General features: G+C 45.7%; 13 protein-coding genes. 10 read left to right on the top strand and 3 right to left on the bottom strand.

The annotated features are described in order from the left end of the window. The 3 genes from OEV42_12845 to holA form a co-directional block, all read left to right on the top strand. Window positions 1-1,293 (top strand): class I tRNA ligase family protein (locus OEV42_12845; GenBank protein MDH3975161.1); only part of this gene is annotated, 1,293 nt, incomplete at its 5' end. Between the two features lie 75 nt (window positions 1,294-1,368). Beyond that, complete coding sequence (gene lptE / locus OEV42_12840) at window positions 1,369-1,857, top strand: LPS assembly lipoprotein LptE (protein MDH3975160.1); 489 nt, start codon at window positions 1,369-1,371, stop codon at window positions 1,855-1,857. Next, window positions 1,857-2,855: a DNA polymerase III subunit delta gene (gene holA, locus OEV42_12835; protein MDH3975159.1), complete on the top strand. Its 999-nt coding sequence runs from the start codon at window positions 1,857-1,859 to the stop codon at window positions 2,853-2,855. Before lptE ends, holA begins: the two co-directional genes overlap by 1 nt. A gap of 55 nt (window positions 2,856-2,910) precedes the next feature. Here holA and rpsT read toward each other — a convergent pair whose 3' ends face one another. Then, window positions 2,911-3,177: a 30S ribosomal protein S20 gene (rpsT, locus tag OEV42_12830; protein MDH3975158.1), complete on the bottom strand. Its 267-nt coding sequence runs from the start codon at window positions 3,175-3,177 to the stop codon at window positions 2,911-2,913. A gap of 192 nt (window positions 3,178-3,369) precedes the next feature. On the opposite strand from rpsT, the gene metK reads away from it, so the two are divergent. The 4 genes from metK to OEV42_12810 all read left to right on the top strand — a co-directional run bounded on the left by metK (window position 3,370) and on the right by OEV42_12810 (window position 8,800). Beyond that, window positions 3,370-4,533: a methionine adenosyltransferase gene (metK, locus tag OEV42_12825; GenBank protein ID MDH3975157.1), complete on the top strand. Its 1,164-nt coding sequence runs from the start codon at window positions 3,370-3,372 to the stop codon at window positions 4,531-4,533. Between the two features lies 1 nt (window position 4,534). Continuing rightward, window positions 4,535-5,959 (top strand): adenosylhomocysteinase, encoded by a 1,425-nt coding sequence (gene ahcY / locus OEV42_12820; GenBank protein MDH3975156.1) that lies wholly within the window; start codon window positions 4,535-4,537, stop codon window positions 5,957-5,959. Between the two features lie 135 nt (window positions 5,960-6,094). After that, complete coding sequence (locus OEV42_12815) at window positions 6,095-7,594, top strand: conjugal transfer protein TraF (protein ID MDH3975155.1); 1,500 nt, start codon at window positions 6,095-6,097, stop codon at window positions 7,592-7,594. Window positions 7,595-7,981: 387 nt separating this feature from the next. Beyond that, window positions 7,982-8,800, top strand: a complete 819-nt coding sequence (locus OEV42_12810; GenBank protein ID MDH3975154.1) for a hypothetical protein — start codon at window positions 7,982-7,984, stop codon at window positions 8,798-8,800. A gap of 301 nt (window positions 8,801-9,101) precedes the next feature. Here the strand turns inward: OEV42_12810 and lptG are convergent, their stop codons facing one another. After that, window positions 9,102-10,175: an LPS export ABC transporter permease LptG gene (lptG, locus tag OEV42_12805; GenBank protein ID MDH3975153.1), complete on the bottom strand. Its 1,074-nt coding sequence runs from the start codon at window positions 10,173-10,175 to the stop codon at window positions 9,102-9,104. A 25-nt stretch (window positions 10,176-10,200) separates the two neighbouring features. Further along, entirely contained in the window at window positions 10,201-11,385 is a 1,185-nt protein-coding gene (lptF, locus tag OEV42_12800) for an LPS export ABC transporter permease LptF (GenBank protein ID MDH3975152.1), read from the bottom strand. A 214-nt stretch (window positions 11,386-11,599) separates the two neighbouring features. Between lptF and OEV42_12795 the strand changes: the two genes are divergently transcribed. From OEV42_12795 to OEV42_12785, 3 genes are all read left to right on the top strand, one after another. Then, window positions 11,600-12,196 (top strand): epoxyqueuosine reductase QueH, encoded by a 597-nt coding sequence (locus OEV42_12795; GenBank protein ID MDH3975151.1) that lies wholly within the window; start codon window positions 11,600-11,602, stop codon window positions 12,194-12,196. 426 nt (window positions 12,197-12,622) lie between these two features. Beyond that, entirely contained in the window at window positions 12,623-15,241 is a 2,619-nt protein-coding gene (gene mutS, locus OEV42_12790; GenBank protein ID MDH3975150.1) for a DNA mismatch repair protein MutS, read from the top strand. After that, complete coding sequence (locus OEV42_12785) at window positions 15,241-16,992, top strand: N-acetylmuramoyl-L-alanine amidase (GenBank protein ID MDH3975149.1); 1,752 nt, start codon at window positions 15,241-15,243, stop codon at window positions 16,990-16,992. Before mutS ends, OEV42_12785 begins: the two co-directional genes overlap by 1 nt. Window positions 16,993-17,009 lie beyond the last annotated feature (17 nt).

Below are 17,009 nucleotides of genomic sequence, written 5' to 3'. Positions count from 1 at the left end.
TCGAGACAGCGCTACTGGGGAGCGCCCATCCCTATAATTAATTGTAAGAAATGTGGCGCCCTGCCTGTTCCGGAAGATCAGCTTCCCGTTGCGTTGCCGGAAAATATCAACTTCGATGCAAAGGCGCTTTCACCTCTTGCTGCCATCGAGTCCTTTGTTAATACAAAATGCCCCACCTGCGGCGGTGATGCACAGCGTGAAACTGACACGATGGATACCTTTGTCGAGTCATCCTGGTACTACGCACGGTATGCTTCGCCGAGATTTACGGAAGGCCCTGTCCATAAGGAAAAGACAGATTACTGGCTCCCTGTCGATCAATATATCGGTGGTGTGGAGCATGCCGTTATGCACCTTCTTTATGCCCGCTTTTTCCACAAGGTATTAAGGGATCTGGGCATGGTTTCCGGTGATGAGCCTTTTACCAACCTGCTTACCCAGGGAATGGTTTGTATGGAGTCAAACCAGTGTCCCGATCATGGCTGGCTGGCTCCCGAAGAGGTGGTGGACGGCAAGTGTATCAAGTGCGACAAGGGCGTCCTTACGGGACGTACGGAGAAGATGTCCAAATCGAAGAAAAACACTGTTGATCCTGATCACCTTATTGCTTATTACGGAGCCGATACGGCGAGGCTCTTTTCCCTTTTTGCTGCACCGCCGGAGAAGGATCTCGAATGGAATGAGGCCGGTGTTGAAGGTGCCTACCGCTTCTTAAACAGGGTCTGGCGTATGGTTTATGACAGGCTTGATGATCTGAAGGGAGCAGGGGAATGCACCGGGGAGGGGCTTGAAGGAAATGCCAAAGCGCTTCGAAGAAAGACGCACCAGACAATCAAAAAAGTAACGGAAGATTTGCAGGACAGGTTTCATTTCAATACGGCAATCAGCGCCGTTATGGAGCTTGTTAACACCATCTACCCCTTTGAAGCGAAAGATGAAAAGTCGAAGGAGGTCATGAAAGAGGCTGTCGAGGCCGTTATCCTCCTTGTTGCACCCTTTGTTCCTCACATTTCGGAAGAGCTCTGGATGACTCTCGGTAAGGAGGGTAGGGTAGCCCATGCCAAATGGCCTTCCTTCGATAAATCTGCAACGGTGGAAGATGAAATTACCATTGTTGTCCAGGTAAACGGCAAGGTAAGAGGCAGGATTACCCTATCTCCCGGATTCTCTGAAGAGGAGGTCAAGACCAAAGCCCTGGCTGATGCTAACGTATCAAAACATACCGTCGGAATGCAGGTGAGGAAGGTTATTGTCGTTCCCGGAAAACTGGTGAATGTGGTTGTAAGCAAGTAAAATATGTCTCCATATCAACTAAAAAAACTATTAAGAAGGGGAGGGAAAAAGTTTTTTCTCCCCCTTCTTGCCTGCTTGCTGGTCTCATTTTTTTATGGCTGCGGTTATCATCTCAAGGGAGGTGCCGATACGCTCCCCAAAGACATTACCGCCATTGCAATTGAAGCTTTTGGAAATAATTCCATTGAAGCTGATATGGAGGCCCTTATTTCGTCGGCCCTTTTTGAAGCGTTTTCAAAAACAAAGCGGCTGAAAATAGTCCCTCAGGAGGAGGCCCATGCCCTTCTTTCGGGAGTAATTACTTCCATTTCCAACATGCCCGTTTCTTTTTCCTCTACTGATGTGGTCACCGATTACAGATTGACAATCACCCTGGACGTAACTTTCAGAAGAAAGGGTGAAGGAGAGGTTGTCTGGAAAGGGAAAGGACTTTCCGAGATAATGGATTATAAGGCCGCGGCAGGTGATGTGGATTTGACGGAAAACAACAGAACGGAAGCGAAGCGAGAGTTGGCCCGGGAAGTTGCCGATCTCATTTATGACAGGATTTTTGAAGGATTCTGATGAAGCCTGACGATCTTTACAGGGATATCAAGGCAGGCAAGTTCAGTCCTGTTTACTACCTTTTCGGCGATGAAGATTTACTGAAAGAAGAATCTTTTGCAAGGCTCAAGGAAGCCGTTCTTGCCGGGGGGCTTGCAGACTTTAACTGCGACCTTTTTCATGCAGGTGAGGTGGAAATTTCAAAGGTTATTTCCGCTGCTTCAACTCTTCCCGTCATGGCGCAGCGACGGCTTGTTGTCCTTAAAGATGCAGATAAACTAAAAGCTGCTGATGAGGAGCAGCTTTTAGCCTACCTGGAGGACCCCTCTCCCTCAACTGCTCTTGTCATGGTCGGCAGAACGGCGGACAAGCGGAAAAAGTTCTTTCTTGCCCTGTCGAAAAAAGGGTGTGCCGTAGAACACAGCCGCCCCTACGAAAGAGAAATGCCCAAATGGATAAAATGGCTTGCAGGAAAAAAGGACCTTCAAATATCGGAGCGTGCCTGCCGTTATCTTGCAGACATTATCGGTAATGACCTGACGAGCATTTCCAGCGAAATTGAAAAGGTCTCACTCTATTCCGGACCGGGGAAGCGAATAGAGGTAGAGGACCTTGAAGCCATTTCCGTCGATGTAAAAGCCAGGACGGTTTTTCAGCTTATCGATGCTCTCGGTGAAAAAGATCTGAAAAGTTCACTTGAAAATTTAAAGAAATTGCTTGATAGCGGTGAAAGCCCTATTCTGATCCTGAGTATGATCTTGAGGCAGCTGCGGCTCATATGGATTGGAAAGGACATATTGAAGAGGGGTGGTAAAGAGGATGAGGTAAGAAAAAAGACCAAACTCCCCCCCTTCGTAGTGAAGAATTATCTTAAGCAGGTAAAGGTGTTTTCCGAAGAAGAACTCAAGAGGGCCTATGATTCAATTTTTGACCTGGATATCAAATTCAAGTCGAGTCCTGTTGACAAGGAAAAGGCCCTGGAGCTTCTCATGTTCAGGCTCTGCGGCATTGGCGCATAAAAAAAGGACACTTAAAAAAGTGTCCTTTTGAAGTAGCTTTTCAAGGGGCTGAAAATTACTTGCTTAATGCATTAACCTTCCTGGTCATCCTTGATTTGCTCCTTGCTGCTGTATTTTTATGAATAACGCCTTTACTGGCCGCCTTGTCGAGGACGACAGATGCTATCTTCAAACTGCTAACCGCCTCTTCTGCGTTTTTATCTGCTATCGCTGCTTCGACCTTTTTCGTCACAGTTTTTAAAGAAGACTTGACGGTCTTGTTTCTTTCTCTTCTTACAAGGCTTTGCTTGTGCCTTTTGATTGCTGATTTATGATTTGCCAACTTTTCCTCCGGTAGATTTGCTCTTACTTGTTTGTCACATTTAAAAAAAGAATCATAAAGATTATTTTCCTTGTTGTCAAGCTAAAAAAGTAGTTTGGCACAGACAATTTCCACTAAATGTAGTTGACTTATTGGTCTGTTGTGATAGTATGTTGGGCTGTTTTTACATATGAAAATTCAGGAGGAAGTTTAATGGGAATGACAGATTACCTTTTCACCTCGGAATCCGTTTCTGAGGGCCACCCCGATAAGGTTGCAGACCAGATATCGGATGCTATACTGGATGCGCTCTTTGAGCAGGACCCGAAATCGAGGGTAGCATGCGAAACGCTGGTAACGACCGGTATGGTCATATTAGCCGGTGAGATTACAACAAATGCAGTTATTGATTATCAGGATGTTGTCAGGAATACGATCAGGGAGATCGGTTATACCGATCCTCACATAGGGTTTGATTTTGAAAACTGTGCCGTACTGGTAAGCCTCGATAAACAATCACCGGATATTGCCCAGGGTGTCGATGAGTTTGAGGACCACGAGCAGGGCGCGGGGGACCAGGGACTCATGTTCGGTTATGCCTGTAACCAGACTAAAGAGATGATGCCTATGTCTATTCTCTTTGCTCATAAGCTGGTAAAAAGGCTTGCCCAGGTGAGAAAAGATGGCTCTCTGCCTTACCTGAGACCTGACAGTAAGAGCCAGGTTTCCGTACAATACGTCGATAATAAGCCTGTAAGGGTCGATTCTGTCGTTATTTCAACGCAGCATACGGCCGATGTCGATAATGAGACCATTCGAAAAGATGTTATTGAGCAGGTTATCAATAAGGTTATTCCTGCCGATCTGCTCGATGATAAAACCAAGTATCATATTAATCCTACCGGCAGATTTGTCGTCGGTGGTCCTAAAGGAGACTGTGGATTGACGGGAAGAAAGATCATCGTTGATACCTATGGTGGTCATGGCAGCCATGGTGGAGGCGCTTTTTCCGGAAAGGATCCATCCAAGGTTGACCGTTCCGCTTCTTACATGGCCAGGTACGTTGCAAAGAACATTGTGGCATCAGGTCTTGCTGATGAGTGTGAGGTTCAGCTTGCCTATGCTATCGGTGTGGCACAGCCTGTATCCGTTATGATAGACACCTTCAATACGGGAAAGATTCCAAGTAACGATATAGCAAAGCTTGTGAATGAGCATTTTGATCTCAGCCCCAAGGGGATAGTCAAAACTCTTGATCTCTTGAGGCCTATCTACAGGCAGACGGCAGCCTACGGTCACTTCGGCAGAACGGAAAAGGACCTTTACTGGGAGAGAACCGATATGGCTGAAACACTTAAAAAGGCAGCGGGGATTTGATATGAGTGTAGAGTTAGCAAAAAATCCACAAGAGGATTATAAAGTAGCCGACATCTCTCTTGCAGAGTGGGGTCGAAAAGAAATCAATATTGCCGAGACGGAGATGCCGGGCCTTATGGCGCTTCGTGAAGAATATGGCGCTTCCAAGCCCCTCAAGGGCGCTCGCATAATGGGTTCCCTCCATATGACGATCCAGACAGCCGTGCTTATAGAGACGCTTGTTGAGCTGGGTGCTGATGTACGGTGGGTATCCTGTAATATTTTCTCTACACAGGACCATGCCGCCGCTGCTATTGCCGCAGCCGGGATTCCTGTTTATGCCTGGAAGGGTGAGACCATTGAAGAGTACTGGTGGTGTACGGAGCAGGCCTTTAACTGGCCAGGTGAAAAGGGCCCCAACATGATTCTCGATGATGGTGGCGATGCCACGCTTCTCCTTCACAAAGGTGTTGAGTTTGAAAAAGCAGGCACCGTGCCTGATGCAAAAGAAGGGGACAACGAGGAGTATGTTGCCATTCTCGATGTGCTTCGCCGTAATCTGCCCCAAAATTCGAGTATGTGGACTGATATGGCTGCCGAAATTCGTGGCGTTACGGAAGAGACGACAACCGGTGTTCATCGTCTCTACCACATGGAGAAGGACGGTTCACTGCTTTTCCCTGCCATGAATGTTAACGATTCAGTGACAAAATCCAAATTTGATAATCTTTACGGTTGCCGCGAGTCACTCCTCGATGGCATCAAGCGTGCCACCGACGTGATGATCGCAGGTAAAATTGCCGTTGTTCTCGGTTATGGTGATGTCGGTAAAGGTTGTGCCCAGGCTTTTCGTGGAATGGGAGCCACAACCCTGATTACGGAGATCGACCCCATTTGCGCATTGCAGGCATCCATGGAGGGTTACCGTGTTGTGACCATGGAGGAGGCCTGTAAAATTGGCGATATCTTCGTTACCACTACCGGTAATGTTGACGTTATCGACCATGATCACATGATAGCCATGAAGAATGAAGCGATTATCTGCAATATCGGCCATTTCGATTCAGAGATAAATATTGCATCACTGCGTAAATATGAGTGGGAGAACGTTAAGCCGCAGGTCGATCATGTTATCTTCCCTGATGGTAAGCGTATTACCGTTCTTGCAGAAGGTCGACTGGTTAACCTCGGTTGTGCCACCGGGCACCCCAGCTTTGTCATGTCTGCATCCTTTACCAACCAGGTAATGGCGCAGATAGAATTTTTCAATAAGGCTGATAATTACGACAACAAGGTCTATGTTCTGCCCAAAATTCTTGATGAAAAGGTAGCACGTCTTCACCTTAAGAAGATCGGTATTAACCTGACGACCTTGACTCAGGAACAGTCTGACTACATTGATGTCCCCGTGGACGGCCCTTACAAGCCTGATCACTACAGGTATTAGAAAGGTTTTATAAAAACTGATTTTCATGAAGAGGCGGATTTTTCCGCCTCTTTTTTTTTGATTGTTTTAATTTATGTGCTAACATTAACACTATCATATTTTTTTATATACCTTAGATAATAAAGGAGTGCGCTCATGAAAAAATTCAAATATTATCTGGCTTTCCTTCTTATTTTTCTTTTACCCGCATTAGCAATGGCAGACCAGTGGCAGATCGTAGGGCCAAGGGCGCTTGGTATGGGGGGCGCGCATGTTGCCGTCGTTAATGATGCAACAGCCCAGTACTGGAACCCGGCGGCCTTTGGTTTTTTCGGCAGACAGGCAGGTGAAAGCAGTGGTGTCGACGAACATTCCAATAAGGATTTCGGCATGCATATCCACGGTGGTCTCGGTTATCAGAGTCATGAGGATACGGTGAAGGAAATAGAAGATTTAACAGCATTTGATTATGACGCTATATCTAATTATGTTAATAATGGATTTACAAATTTATCGGGTGTTACTGATTACATAAGAATGATAGATGAGCTTGATGACCTGTCCAGGGAGAATATTGGTGTAACCGCCCTGGTGGATGTTTCCATGAATGTAAGAGTTAGAAACTGGGGTGTTGGAGTCATAGGCACTTTGGACTTGTCTGCTATTCCTGTTCTGGATCTAAACAATATTAATCCGGGAACGGCAGGAGCTGATTTCACTGCTCAACTAGGGGATTTACAGACCTCAACATCGGCTAACAGTACTTATGAATCTCTTAGTCCTTCGCAAGTAACGGCTCTGGAGACTACAATAGGGGGGTTGACAAACTGGTCACCTGCAGAGGTAACAGGATACATTTATGCTGTTGATGATGCTCTGGCTTTCGAAGGTTATACTACAGGTGCCGCACCTCAAACCTATATTGATTCTATTCTTGATGTAGCAGTTCTTGCTGATAACACAGTTGGGAGTGGAACTTTTGATAATAACTCATCAATTATGGTATTCAAAGGCGCTGCAATTACAGAGATTCCTATCACTTATGGACATGCTTTTAATGATAATTTTTCGATGGGTGTTAACCTGAAGGCTATGAAGGCGGAGACATATTACTATAGAGAAACAATTTATCGAAGCGATACGGGTGATCTTTTTAAGAATGCTGATACAAATTCCAAAAAGAGCAGCAGTGCAGGACTTGACCTTGGCGCCCTTTACAAAGCAGGGCCGTTCAGGGTGGGGATTGTCGGAAGAAACCTTAACAAGCCATCTTTTGACTATGCCGGTCCCGGTGACTATGAGATAGACCCTCAGCTTAGAGCAGGAGCGGCAATCAGGCTGGGTAACTGGCTGACCCTTGCCGCCGATATGGATCTCACAGAAAATGATACCAATGTGTCAGACAGTTACAAGTCGAAGCAATTTGCATTAGGAGCTGAATTTGACCTTTTAAGGTTTTTAAAACTGAGAGCAGGGGGTTACAAAAACCTTTCCGAGTCTGATATAGGAACCGTATATACAGCCGGTTTGGGACTGAATTTTTTTGCTTTCCAACTCGACACTGGTGTGGCCTGGTCCAAGGAAAAGGCTGAGATAGAAGGCGATGATGTGAGGGAAGAGGCGAGAGGGGAACTTGCCCTGTCGTTTCAGTTCTAGTGTTTAAATTAGTTAATATATTTAAAAAGGGCGCATATGAATGCGCCTTTTTTTTAGTAAAAAAAGCGCTGTCTGGCTAGATATTTGCACTGATTATTTTTAAGATAAATAATCCGGGAAGCTGCAATTTCGGACGGGGATATCTCTGAGAGGCATGAGGAAAAATCCTTGTCTTGAAATGATACTTTACTGCCATTGCCTAAGCGGTCAATGCCGGGTAAAAAAAATGAAAAAAATATTGTTTGCCCTCATTTCAGTGATACTCCTCTTTCCCCTGGCGCTTTTTGCGCAAACTCAAACAGATGAGGAGCGGGTCACTATTTCGCTTTATGGCTGCATTCCTTCGCCGATTCTGCCTGGGAAACCAGTGATTCGGGAATTGAAGCAATGTCGGGGAAATATATCTCTGTCAGGTCCCGTCTTGATTTTGAGGATATCCATTCCAATATGGCCATTGCAGGCGCAAAAATAAGGATTGACAAGAGTCTTTATCTCAATCTGTCATATGGTTCCGGCAAGATAGATAAGGCTCATGTGAGGGACTCTGACTGGATATCAGTTCCTGCTGACGGCGTCCATAATTTGCAGTTTTCAGAGTCATTATCCGAGGGAAGGGGCGGGGCATCAATCTTTGAAGCAGGGGGAGAATACAGGGTCGGCCTTCCCGGAAGGCGATTCTCTTTTTCACTTTATGCAGGCTATCTTTATTACGAAGAGAGTCTTAAAATGAAAAGGGGTGTTCAAACACTGTCAGACCCGACCTACTTTCCTATGCCCCCTGTGGGATACACCATGTCTGATCTCAACTCCACTTATGATTTCTACTGGTACATATTTAAAACAGGCGTTCAGTGGAGAATAAAAAGCGGTAGAAAAATTGAATTTGACGGTGGTTTCTATTTTCTGCATACACTGAAATATTACGGGGAAGCATACTGGAATCTTAGAGTTGGTGAATTCAGGGCAAAAAAACCCAATTTTATTCATGAAGCTGACGATGGTCTCGGCCTGGAAGCATTTATAAATGTAAGGTTTCTTATGTCCCGACGAGCTTCCATTACAGCAGGTTACAGGCATTTCTATTTGGAGGCTCAATATGGAACGTCTACAACCTACTATGCTGACGGAAGCAAGGGGAAGGCCTCCCTTGATATTGTCGAGTCTGAAAGGCAGGGGCCTTATGTGAGGCTGGAAGTAAAGTTTTAGCCGGGTTGTTTGAAACGCAGGCTAGGCAACTTTCGGCATGGGGACACACCAAATAATCAAACCATCAAAGCTGCAACTTATTTTCTGCCAGGGAAACATAGAATAAGGGAAATCAGGGAAAAGCTCTTAAAAAGTTATCCACGAATAGCACAATGGCTCACAAAGAAAGTCAAGGCCAACAGTGAAAATCATAATTCAATCATAATCGATTAGTGTTAAAATCAAGATTTCTCCTGTCGTCGAAATGACGGAATGAAGAGCTTAAAACCCGCAACCTGCAACCAGTAACCGCTTGCCATCTTCAGGATTTCACATTAAGAAGCGCAATTATCCCTGCCAGGGTGAAAATGATATTCGACCCGAAAGCCGCAAAAAAAGGAGGGAGAAGAGCGGCATGGCCGAGGGATATGTTGAAGGCCATCGTAACCCAGTAGGAAAAGCCGATAACAATGCTGATGCCCACGCCAGCTGCTATGCCTGCGCTTCTTCCTGTTTTCAGGGCAAAAGGGATTCCCAGCAGGGGCAGGATGAAGTTGACCAGGGGAAAAGCAATTTTAGCCATCAAATCGACCATATACCGGTTATAATCGAGCCCCATATGTTTAAGTTTTTCTATGTGTTTTTTAAGTTCCCTGAAGGTCATTTCCTCGGAACTTCTTACAACGACTGTAAAATCACTGAATTTTTCTTCCAGGGGAATTTCTTTTTCACGGAAGGTTTCCACTTTTAGGGAATTTTCGAAATGTCTGATAACACCTTCTGAAAATAGCCATTTCCCACTGTCCCATCTTGCTTTTTTTGCATCAATCCTTCTTTTTACTTTTTTATCTTTTCCCAGTTGCAAAATGGTGACACCTCTTAACTGCTTCTCTTCCATTACAAGCAGATCGATGTTAACGATATTCGATTTTCCGAAATACCATATTTCGTTCCTTTTGATGAAAGTTTTAGAGCTTACCCTGCCGGGGCGGTATCTTTCAATTTCTTTGACTTTTTTATTGGTATGGGGAAGGAGGTATTCATTCATGCCCAGAGAAAAGACGCTTATGAGCAGGGAAAGCGCCAGTATGGGCACGGAAATATAAAATATACTGATGCCGCAGGATTTCATGATTGTAATTTCGCTGTTTCTTGACAACAGGCCCAGTGTGAGCAGTGTTGAAAGGAGTGTCGCCATGGGAGTTATTTGCGAGAGTATGAGCGGAATTTTGAGTGTAAAGTACAGGCTTACCTCCGGGAGAGGGATTCCCCTTGCGCTTAACTTCCAGAACTGGCCCATAAAGTCTATGGTCAGGTATACGAGAAGGAAGCTGCAGTTGCAGATGACAAAGAGTTTAATAAAACTCATCGAAATGTAGCGAAAAATTATGTTCATTTATGCGTAAATAAAAGGCTTTCTTTTATTTTTCCCTTTTAAAAATTCCCTGAAGGCTTTTGGCCACCATACCATAGAGGGCCTCAAAAATTGAGAGGAGTTTTATTTCGGAATCGTTGTTAACTTTGTAAAGAAGGTAAATGCCGATACTAACGAAAAAAATGTTGGGCGCCCACATGGCAAGGTAGGGAGGAACTTTTCCTTTATCGCCAAAGGCTTCTCCAGCCATGAGGAAAATGTAGTAAACAGTGATTAATATGAGGCTGAAAATAAAACCGTGGGCCTTGCCCGATCGCTTGCCCTGGATACCGAGAGGCGCTCCGATAAGGGCAAAGACAATGCAGGCAAAGGGGATGGAGAACTTTTTATGCAACTCCACCATGAGATAGTCGTCACTCAGCCCTTTTTCTCTTAGTTTTTTTGATTTATCCATAAGTTCACCGATGCTCAGTTCCCTGTCACCCTTGGGAGCTACCATGGCGGCGCGTCCCTTTGATTCGATAGATAAGGTAATATCGTATGTCTTGAATTTTATGAGGCCGTATTTCAGGTCCTCTTTGTCGTCTTTACGGTGAATCGTACCGTCGTAGAGTCTAAGGGCAATGGAAAAATCGTCGGGTGATGAAATTATTTCACCTTCTTTAGCGATGACCATGCTTTTTTTTCCCCCTTTTTTTTCATCCGATATCAATACCCCCTTGTACCTTCCGGTACTTTTATCCTCTTCGTTAACATAGAGAATGATCTTTGAAAATGAATCGAGAACTTTGCCGGGCACAATACTTGTTGATGCCTCTCTTCTTGCCAGTTCATATAATTTTGACTTGAATGAATGGTTTCCCCAGGGGAGTGCGTAAATCATGAGTCCCAGGGTAACAATAAAGGCGATAACTGAAAGGACCATGACAGGGGGAAGCATTTGAAGAAGGCTGATTCCTGAAGATTTGGCGGCTGTGATCTCTTCATCCGTAGAGAGTCTTCCAAAGGCCAGAAGAACGGCAAGAAGGAAGGCCATGGGAATGGCAATAACGAGAAAAGAGGGGAGAATGTAGATGATAAGGCTTAATGCCTCGCTAAAACGGACACCCTTGCTCACGACCAGTTCGGTCAGGTTCAGCACCTTGTCCATGAGCAGGATAAATATGAAAATTCCAAGGCCCAGGAAAAAAGGAACAATAATTTCCCCGGTAATATATCTATTGATTTTCATTGGCATAATCCCTGTCATTCTATCCCATAAAGGGGTGGAAGTAAAGATTTTACGCTGGTTTTGAAAGGGGGGCTTGCTGTAGAATGGCAGCTGAAATTTATAGTTTAATTGTTTATAAATAACCACCCCTCCTAACCTCCCCTTGTAAATGGGAGGAACTTTGTTCAACCCTTCTTTACAAGGAGGGGATTAAGGGGAGGTAAAAAAGGTATTCATGTCAAAAACCGATTATCACAAATTGATGGAAGCCGAAGTGGACCGTATTCTTGAAGCAGGGCAAAAACCGAAGCTCCTGCTTCATTTATGCTGTGCTCCCTGTTCATCCTATGTGATTGATCTTCTGTCTGCACATTTTGAACTGACGCTATACTTTTATGATCCCAACATCCATCCCAAAGAGGAGTACCTAAAAAGAAGGGACGAGGCGAGGGTTCATGCGGAAAAGGAGGACATTCTCTTTATCGAAGGGCCTTATGACGTGGAGCGCTGGCATGAGGTAACGAAGGGTCATGAAAAGGACCCTGAAAAAGGGGACCGGTGCACCCTCTGTTATGACATGAGGCTGAGAGAAGCGGCGCGCTTTGCTCTGGAGTCAGGTTGTGAATATTTTACCTCTGTTCTTTCCGTCTCTCCCCATAAAGATGCGAAAAAGATAAACCATATTGGTTTTAGTCTGTCTGGTGAAATGGACATCCATTATCTTCCCGCTGATTTTAAAAAGAAAGAAGGTTTTAAGAAGAGTATGGAAAATGCAAGGGAGAAAGGGTTTTACAGGCAGGATTATTGCGGTTGTGTTTATAGCAGGAGGTAGGGAATGTCTTTACGATGAGGAAGGTTGCGGCAATCTTGTTTAGAGTGGTACTTTGAAACTGCCTTTAAAAACTTATGGATAGCTTTAAGCTGCTACTATTCAACCACCCCTAACCCCTATCATCAAGGGGCATAAATCCATTATCAAGAAGGGGAATTGTTTTTTTGCTCCCTCCTGAATCAGGAGGGGCTGGGGGTGGTATGTTTTTGATCTTATTAATACTATTTCCTCTTTTCACAGATTATGAAATTTGTTAACATAATGCCCATAAAAGCAGGTATAAGCAGAAGCATTATTGTTCATTATTAACAGTTTGAGATTGCTTCGCTTTGCTCGCAAAGGCACTATCGGCATGCAGCCGGATAGATATAACTAATCAAAGCGGAGCAGGTAAAGCTTTTGTCAAAACCACCGCCATTAACTCCGATGATGAGGCAATACCTCGACATTAAGGAGAAACACCAGGATTCCATTCTTTTTTTCCGGCTTGGTGATTTTTATGAGATGTTTTTTGATGATGCCGTAGAGGCGTCAAAAATACTCGAAATCACCCTGACGACGAGAAACAAGAATGACTCAAACCCCGTTCCCTTGTACGGCATTCCTCACCACTCAGCGTCAGGCTACATTGCAAAGCTCATTGAAAGCGGCAAAAAGGTGGCCATCTGTGACCAGGTAGAGGATCCCAAAACAGCAAAGGGTGTTGTCAAAAGGGAAGTGACAAGGGTTGTTACTCCCGGTCTGGTTGTCGATGAAAGTAATCTCAAGTCCCGTGAATCCAATTATCTTGCCGCTATTGCAAAGGAGGATGGGCAATGGGGGCTCTCCTACCTCGATCTTTCAACAGGTGATTTCCGGGTTACGGAACTTGTTGAAAGGGAGAATAAGGGGGGAGACCTGCTTGCCGACGAACTGTTGAAAATCGGGGCCAAGGAGATTGTTATTGACGAAACCCTGAAAGAGGACCCTCATTTGTCTGAAACCCTCGCCTTGCTGGGCGCTTCCCTTTCCTGGAAGGATGAATTCTCTTTTGATTTCGATGATTGTAAAAGCGCCATTCTTGAACAGTTCAGACTAAATTCTCTCGATGGTATCGGTTGTGTCGATATGAAGGCCGGCATATGTGCTGCCGGGGCCGTTCTCGCCTACCTGAAGGAGACGCAGGGAGGGAGCGCCGGCCATATTGACAGGCTAAAGCCTTACAGCACCTCTTCCTATTTGCTTATCGATTCGGCTACCCACAGAAATCTTGAACTGACGTCGACCATGATAGATGAAAAAAAGAAGGGCTCTCTTTTTCATACGCTCGACTTTACCGAGACGGCTATGGGAGGGAGAAAGCTGAGGGAATGGATAAATTATCCCCTTCAGGATATTGGGGAAATCAATGACCGCCTCGATGCCATTGCCGACCTGAAAGAAATGAGTTCCATCAGGAATGAGCTGAAAGAGGCCCTAAACGGCGTTTATGACCTGGAGCGCCTCAACGGACGTGTTTCCGTAGGGAGGGCAAATCCGAGGGATATGGCCGCGCTTGGCGCCTCCATTGCCAGGCTGCCGGGCCTTAAATCAATACTCGCTGACATTCCGGCTGCGCTTATTCAGGGCCTGTCGTCAAAGATCGACACTATGGCCGGACTTGAAGACCTGATAAGCAGGGCCATCGTCGATGAACCGCCCATTTCTCTGAAAGAGGGGGGCATTATCCGTGAAGGGTTTTGTGCTGAACTGGATGAACTGAGAAATATCAGCAGGGAAGGGAAAGGTTATCTTGCCCGCCTGGAGGCTAAGGAGAAGGAAAGAACGGGCATTTCCTCCCTGAAAATTCGTTATAACAAGGTTTTTGGTTATTATCTGGAAGTAACAAAGACAAACCTTCATCTCGTTCCTGAAGATTACATAAGAAAACAGACCCTCTCCAATGCGGAGCGTTTTATTACGCCCGAGCTTAAAGAGTATGAAACGAAGATTCTGGGCGCCGATGAAAAGATCGGCGCCATGGAACATGACCTCTTTGTTGACCTGAGAGAAGAAGGGGCCACCTATTCTGCAAGGATGAGAGATACGTCGGAAGCGCTTGCTGCCGTCGATGTTCTTCTTTCCCTTGCTCAGGCTGCCGACCGTTATAGTTACTGCCGGCCCCTTGTTAATGACTCGGAAAAACTTTCCATCAGCCACGGGAGGCATCCCGTTGTTGAAATGCTCAATCCTGATGAAGCCTTTGTTCCAAACGATACGGACATGGATTGTGACGAAAGCCAGCTCATTATTATTACGGGACCCAATATGGCCGGTAAATCGACCTATATCAGGCAGGTTGCTCTCATCACCCTCATGGCCCATATGGGAAGTTTCATTCCTGCCGAGTCAGCAGAGATCGGCCTTACAGACAGAATTTTTACCCGTGTGGGGGCCTCCGATAACCTGGCCCGGGGGCAGAGTACCTTTATGGTGGAGATGAATGAGTCGGCCAATATCCTCAATAACGCAACAAAGCGAAGCCTCATCATTCTCGATGAAATAGGGCGGGGAACGAGCACTTTTGACGGCGTAAGCATTGCATGGGCCGTGGCCGAACATATTCATGATTCGCCGGGCCTGGGATCGAGAACGCTTTTTGCCACTCATTACCATGAACTGACGGAACTGTCCCTTACCTTGAAGAGAGTAAAGAATTATAACGTTGCTGTAAGAGAGTGGAACGACCGCATCATTTTTTTGCGGAAGATTGTCGAAGGGGGGGCGAGCAGGAGTTACGGCATCGAGGTGGCCAGGCTTGCCGGGTTGCCCTCAGAAGTTATCAAACGTTCGCTGGAGATTCTGGGCAACCTGGAAAGCGGCGAGTTTGACGAGGCCGGTATGCCAAAAATCGCCATTCCGAAAAAACAGAAAAAATCAGCTGCCGGGGCCGATAATAAACAGATGAGCCTTTTTGTTCATCCCGCCGATCATTTGCTGGAAGAGATCAGGAAAATGGATATTGCCGGCATGACTCCCCTTGACGCCTTGAACAGGTTAAGCCGGTTAAAGGAGGAATTTAAGTGATGAAAAGATGGGGCCTCTTGTCTGCTTTAACGATACTCATTCTCTTTTTCTCTTTTCCCTTAGGGGCCGGCGCAATGGAAGAGTCCATGTACCAGGATGCGCGGGATGCCTATTTTGCCCTTGAAAAATCCGCTGAAAAGAGAAAATTCAGGCATAACTGGATAAAGGTCATCGACCTGTACACAAAAGTATATGAAAATTATAAAAAGGGGACAAGGGGAGATGAGTCCCTCTATATGGCGGGCAAGCTCTATGTGGAACTGAGGCCTTATTCGGGAAATGATGAAGACTTAAGGGAATCCAATAAACTCCTGGCGAGTCTGGTCAATGACTACCCCTCCAGCAGTCTGGCCGATGACGCGCTCTACATGATGGGAGAAAATTATGAAAAGCTCGGACAAAAAGAAAAGGCCTATGAGAGGTATCAAAACATACTGGAGCATTATAACAGTGGAGACAGGCGGAGAGATGCGGGAATAAAGGCAGCACGCCTGAAAAGGCCTGTCAGGAAGGTAAGCTATGAAAGAAAAAACCCTCCACCTGTAAAAAAGGTCAATCCCGGCAAGGCGTCGGGGCATAGGACAGGCAATGGCAGTTATGCGCAGGTAAAGGACATTCGCCACTGGTCCAATCCCAACTATACGAGGATCGTTGTCCACCTCGATAAGCCTGTCAAATATAAAGACCATCTTCTAAAAAAGGACCCCGCCATCGGTAAGCCGCCGAGATTATATATCGATATTAGCGGCGCAAAAAAGAAACGCCTCATCGAAGAAAAAATTCCTATTCATGACGGCCTTCTCAAAATGGCCCGTGCCGCCCAGTACGACAGGGATACGGTACGGGTTGTACTCGATATCGAGTCCATCAAGGAATACAGGATTTTTCCCATGCTCGAGCCCTTCAGAATCGTTATCGATGTATGGGGTGAAAAAAAGCCGGCGTCGGCCACTATCGATGCCCTTCTTCCCGATATGGAGGAAGAGGTAAAAAAACTGAAGGAAAATCCAAATGACGGTTCCATTCCTCTGGCGAGACAGCTGGGCCTTGGTATCAGGAAGATTGTTATTGATCCCGGCCATGGAGGAAAGGACCCCGGCGCTGTCGGGCCGCGGGGAACAAAAGAAAAGCATGTGACCTTAAAAATTGCGAAGTCACTCAAGGCGGTTCTTGAAAAAGATTACGGCTATCAGGTCGTTCTTACAAGAGACAGGGACAGATACCTTCAACTTGACGAAAGGACGGCCATTGCCAATATGGAAAACGCCGACCTCTTCATTTCCATCCATGTCAATGCCAACAGGAACAGAAGGGCATACGGTATGGAGACTTATGTCATGAATGCCAGGGCGACAAACAGGTACGTGTCTGAAGTTGCCGCCAGGGAGAACGCCGTGACCATGCACAGCATGGGAGAGTACGGCAGTATACTTGAAGATATCCTGGTTCAACTGCAAAAAACCAATAAAATCAATGAATCGAATAAGCTTGCCCATAAAATACAGAGAAGTATGAAGAACTATATGTCAAAGCGCTACAAACGCATCAAAAACCACGGCGTCAAAAAAGGGCCCTTCTATGTTCTCATCGGGGCACAGATGCCGAGCGTTCTTGTGGAGACAGGTTTTATCAGTAACAGGGCTGAGGAAAAAAGGCTTAATAATTCCAAATATATAAGGCATCTTAGCAAGGCCATTGCCCTTGGTGTTGATAAATATTCAGGCCTTATCAAGACGGCGTCGAGCAGATGAGAGAGGCAAATAGCCTT

This window comes from Deltaproteobacteria bacterium (assembly GCA_029860075.1).
Taxonomy (GTDB): Bacteria; Desulfobacterota; JADFVX01; order JADFVX01; family JADFVX01; genus JAOUBX01.
The sequence above is the reverse complement of the archived record's forward strand: the minus strand, read 5'-3'. Positions and strand labels throughout refer to the sequence as shown.

Coding starts and splice junctions, on each gene's coding strand:
- mutS (MDH3975150.1), top strand. CDS start 12,623: ATGATGAGGCAATACCTCGACATTAAGGAGAAACACCAGGATTCCATT.
- OEV42_12815 (MDH3975155.1), top strand. CDS start 6,095: ATGAAAAAATTCAAATATTATCTGGCTTTCCTTCTTATTTTTCTTTTA.
- OEV42_12810 (MDH3975154.1), top strand. CDS start 7,982: ATGTCGGGGAAATATATCTCTGTCAGGTCCCGTCTTGATTTTGAGGAT.
- ahcY (MDH3975156.1), top strand. CDS start 4,535: ATGAGTGTAGAGTTAGCAAAAAATCCACAAGAGGATTATAAAGTAGCC.
- holA (MDH3975159.1), top strand. CDS start 1,857: ATGAAGCCTGACGATCTTTACAGGGATATCAAGGCAGGCAAGTTCAGT.
- metK (MDH3975157.1), top strand. CDS start 3,370: ATGGGAATGACAGATTACCTTTTCACCTCGGAATCCGTTTCTGAGGGC.
- OEV42_12785 (MDH3975149.1), top strand. CDS start 15,241: ATGAAAAGATGGGGCCTCTTGTCTGCTTTAACGATACTCATTCTCTTT.
- lptG (MDH3975153.1), bottom strand. CDS start 10,175: ATGAACATAATTTTTCGCTACATTTCGATGAGTTTTATTAAACTCTTT.
- OEV42_12795 (MDH3975151.1), top strand. CDS start 11,600: ATGTCAAAAACCGATTATCACAAATTGATGGAAGCCGAAGTGGACCGT.
- lptF (MDH3975152.1), bottom strand. CDS start 11,385: ATGAAAATCAATAGATATATTACCGGGGAAATTATTGTTCCTTTTTTC.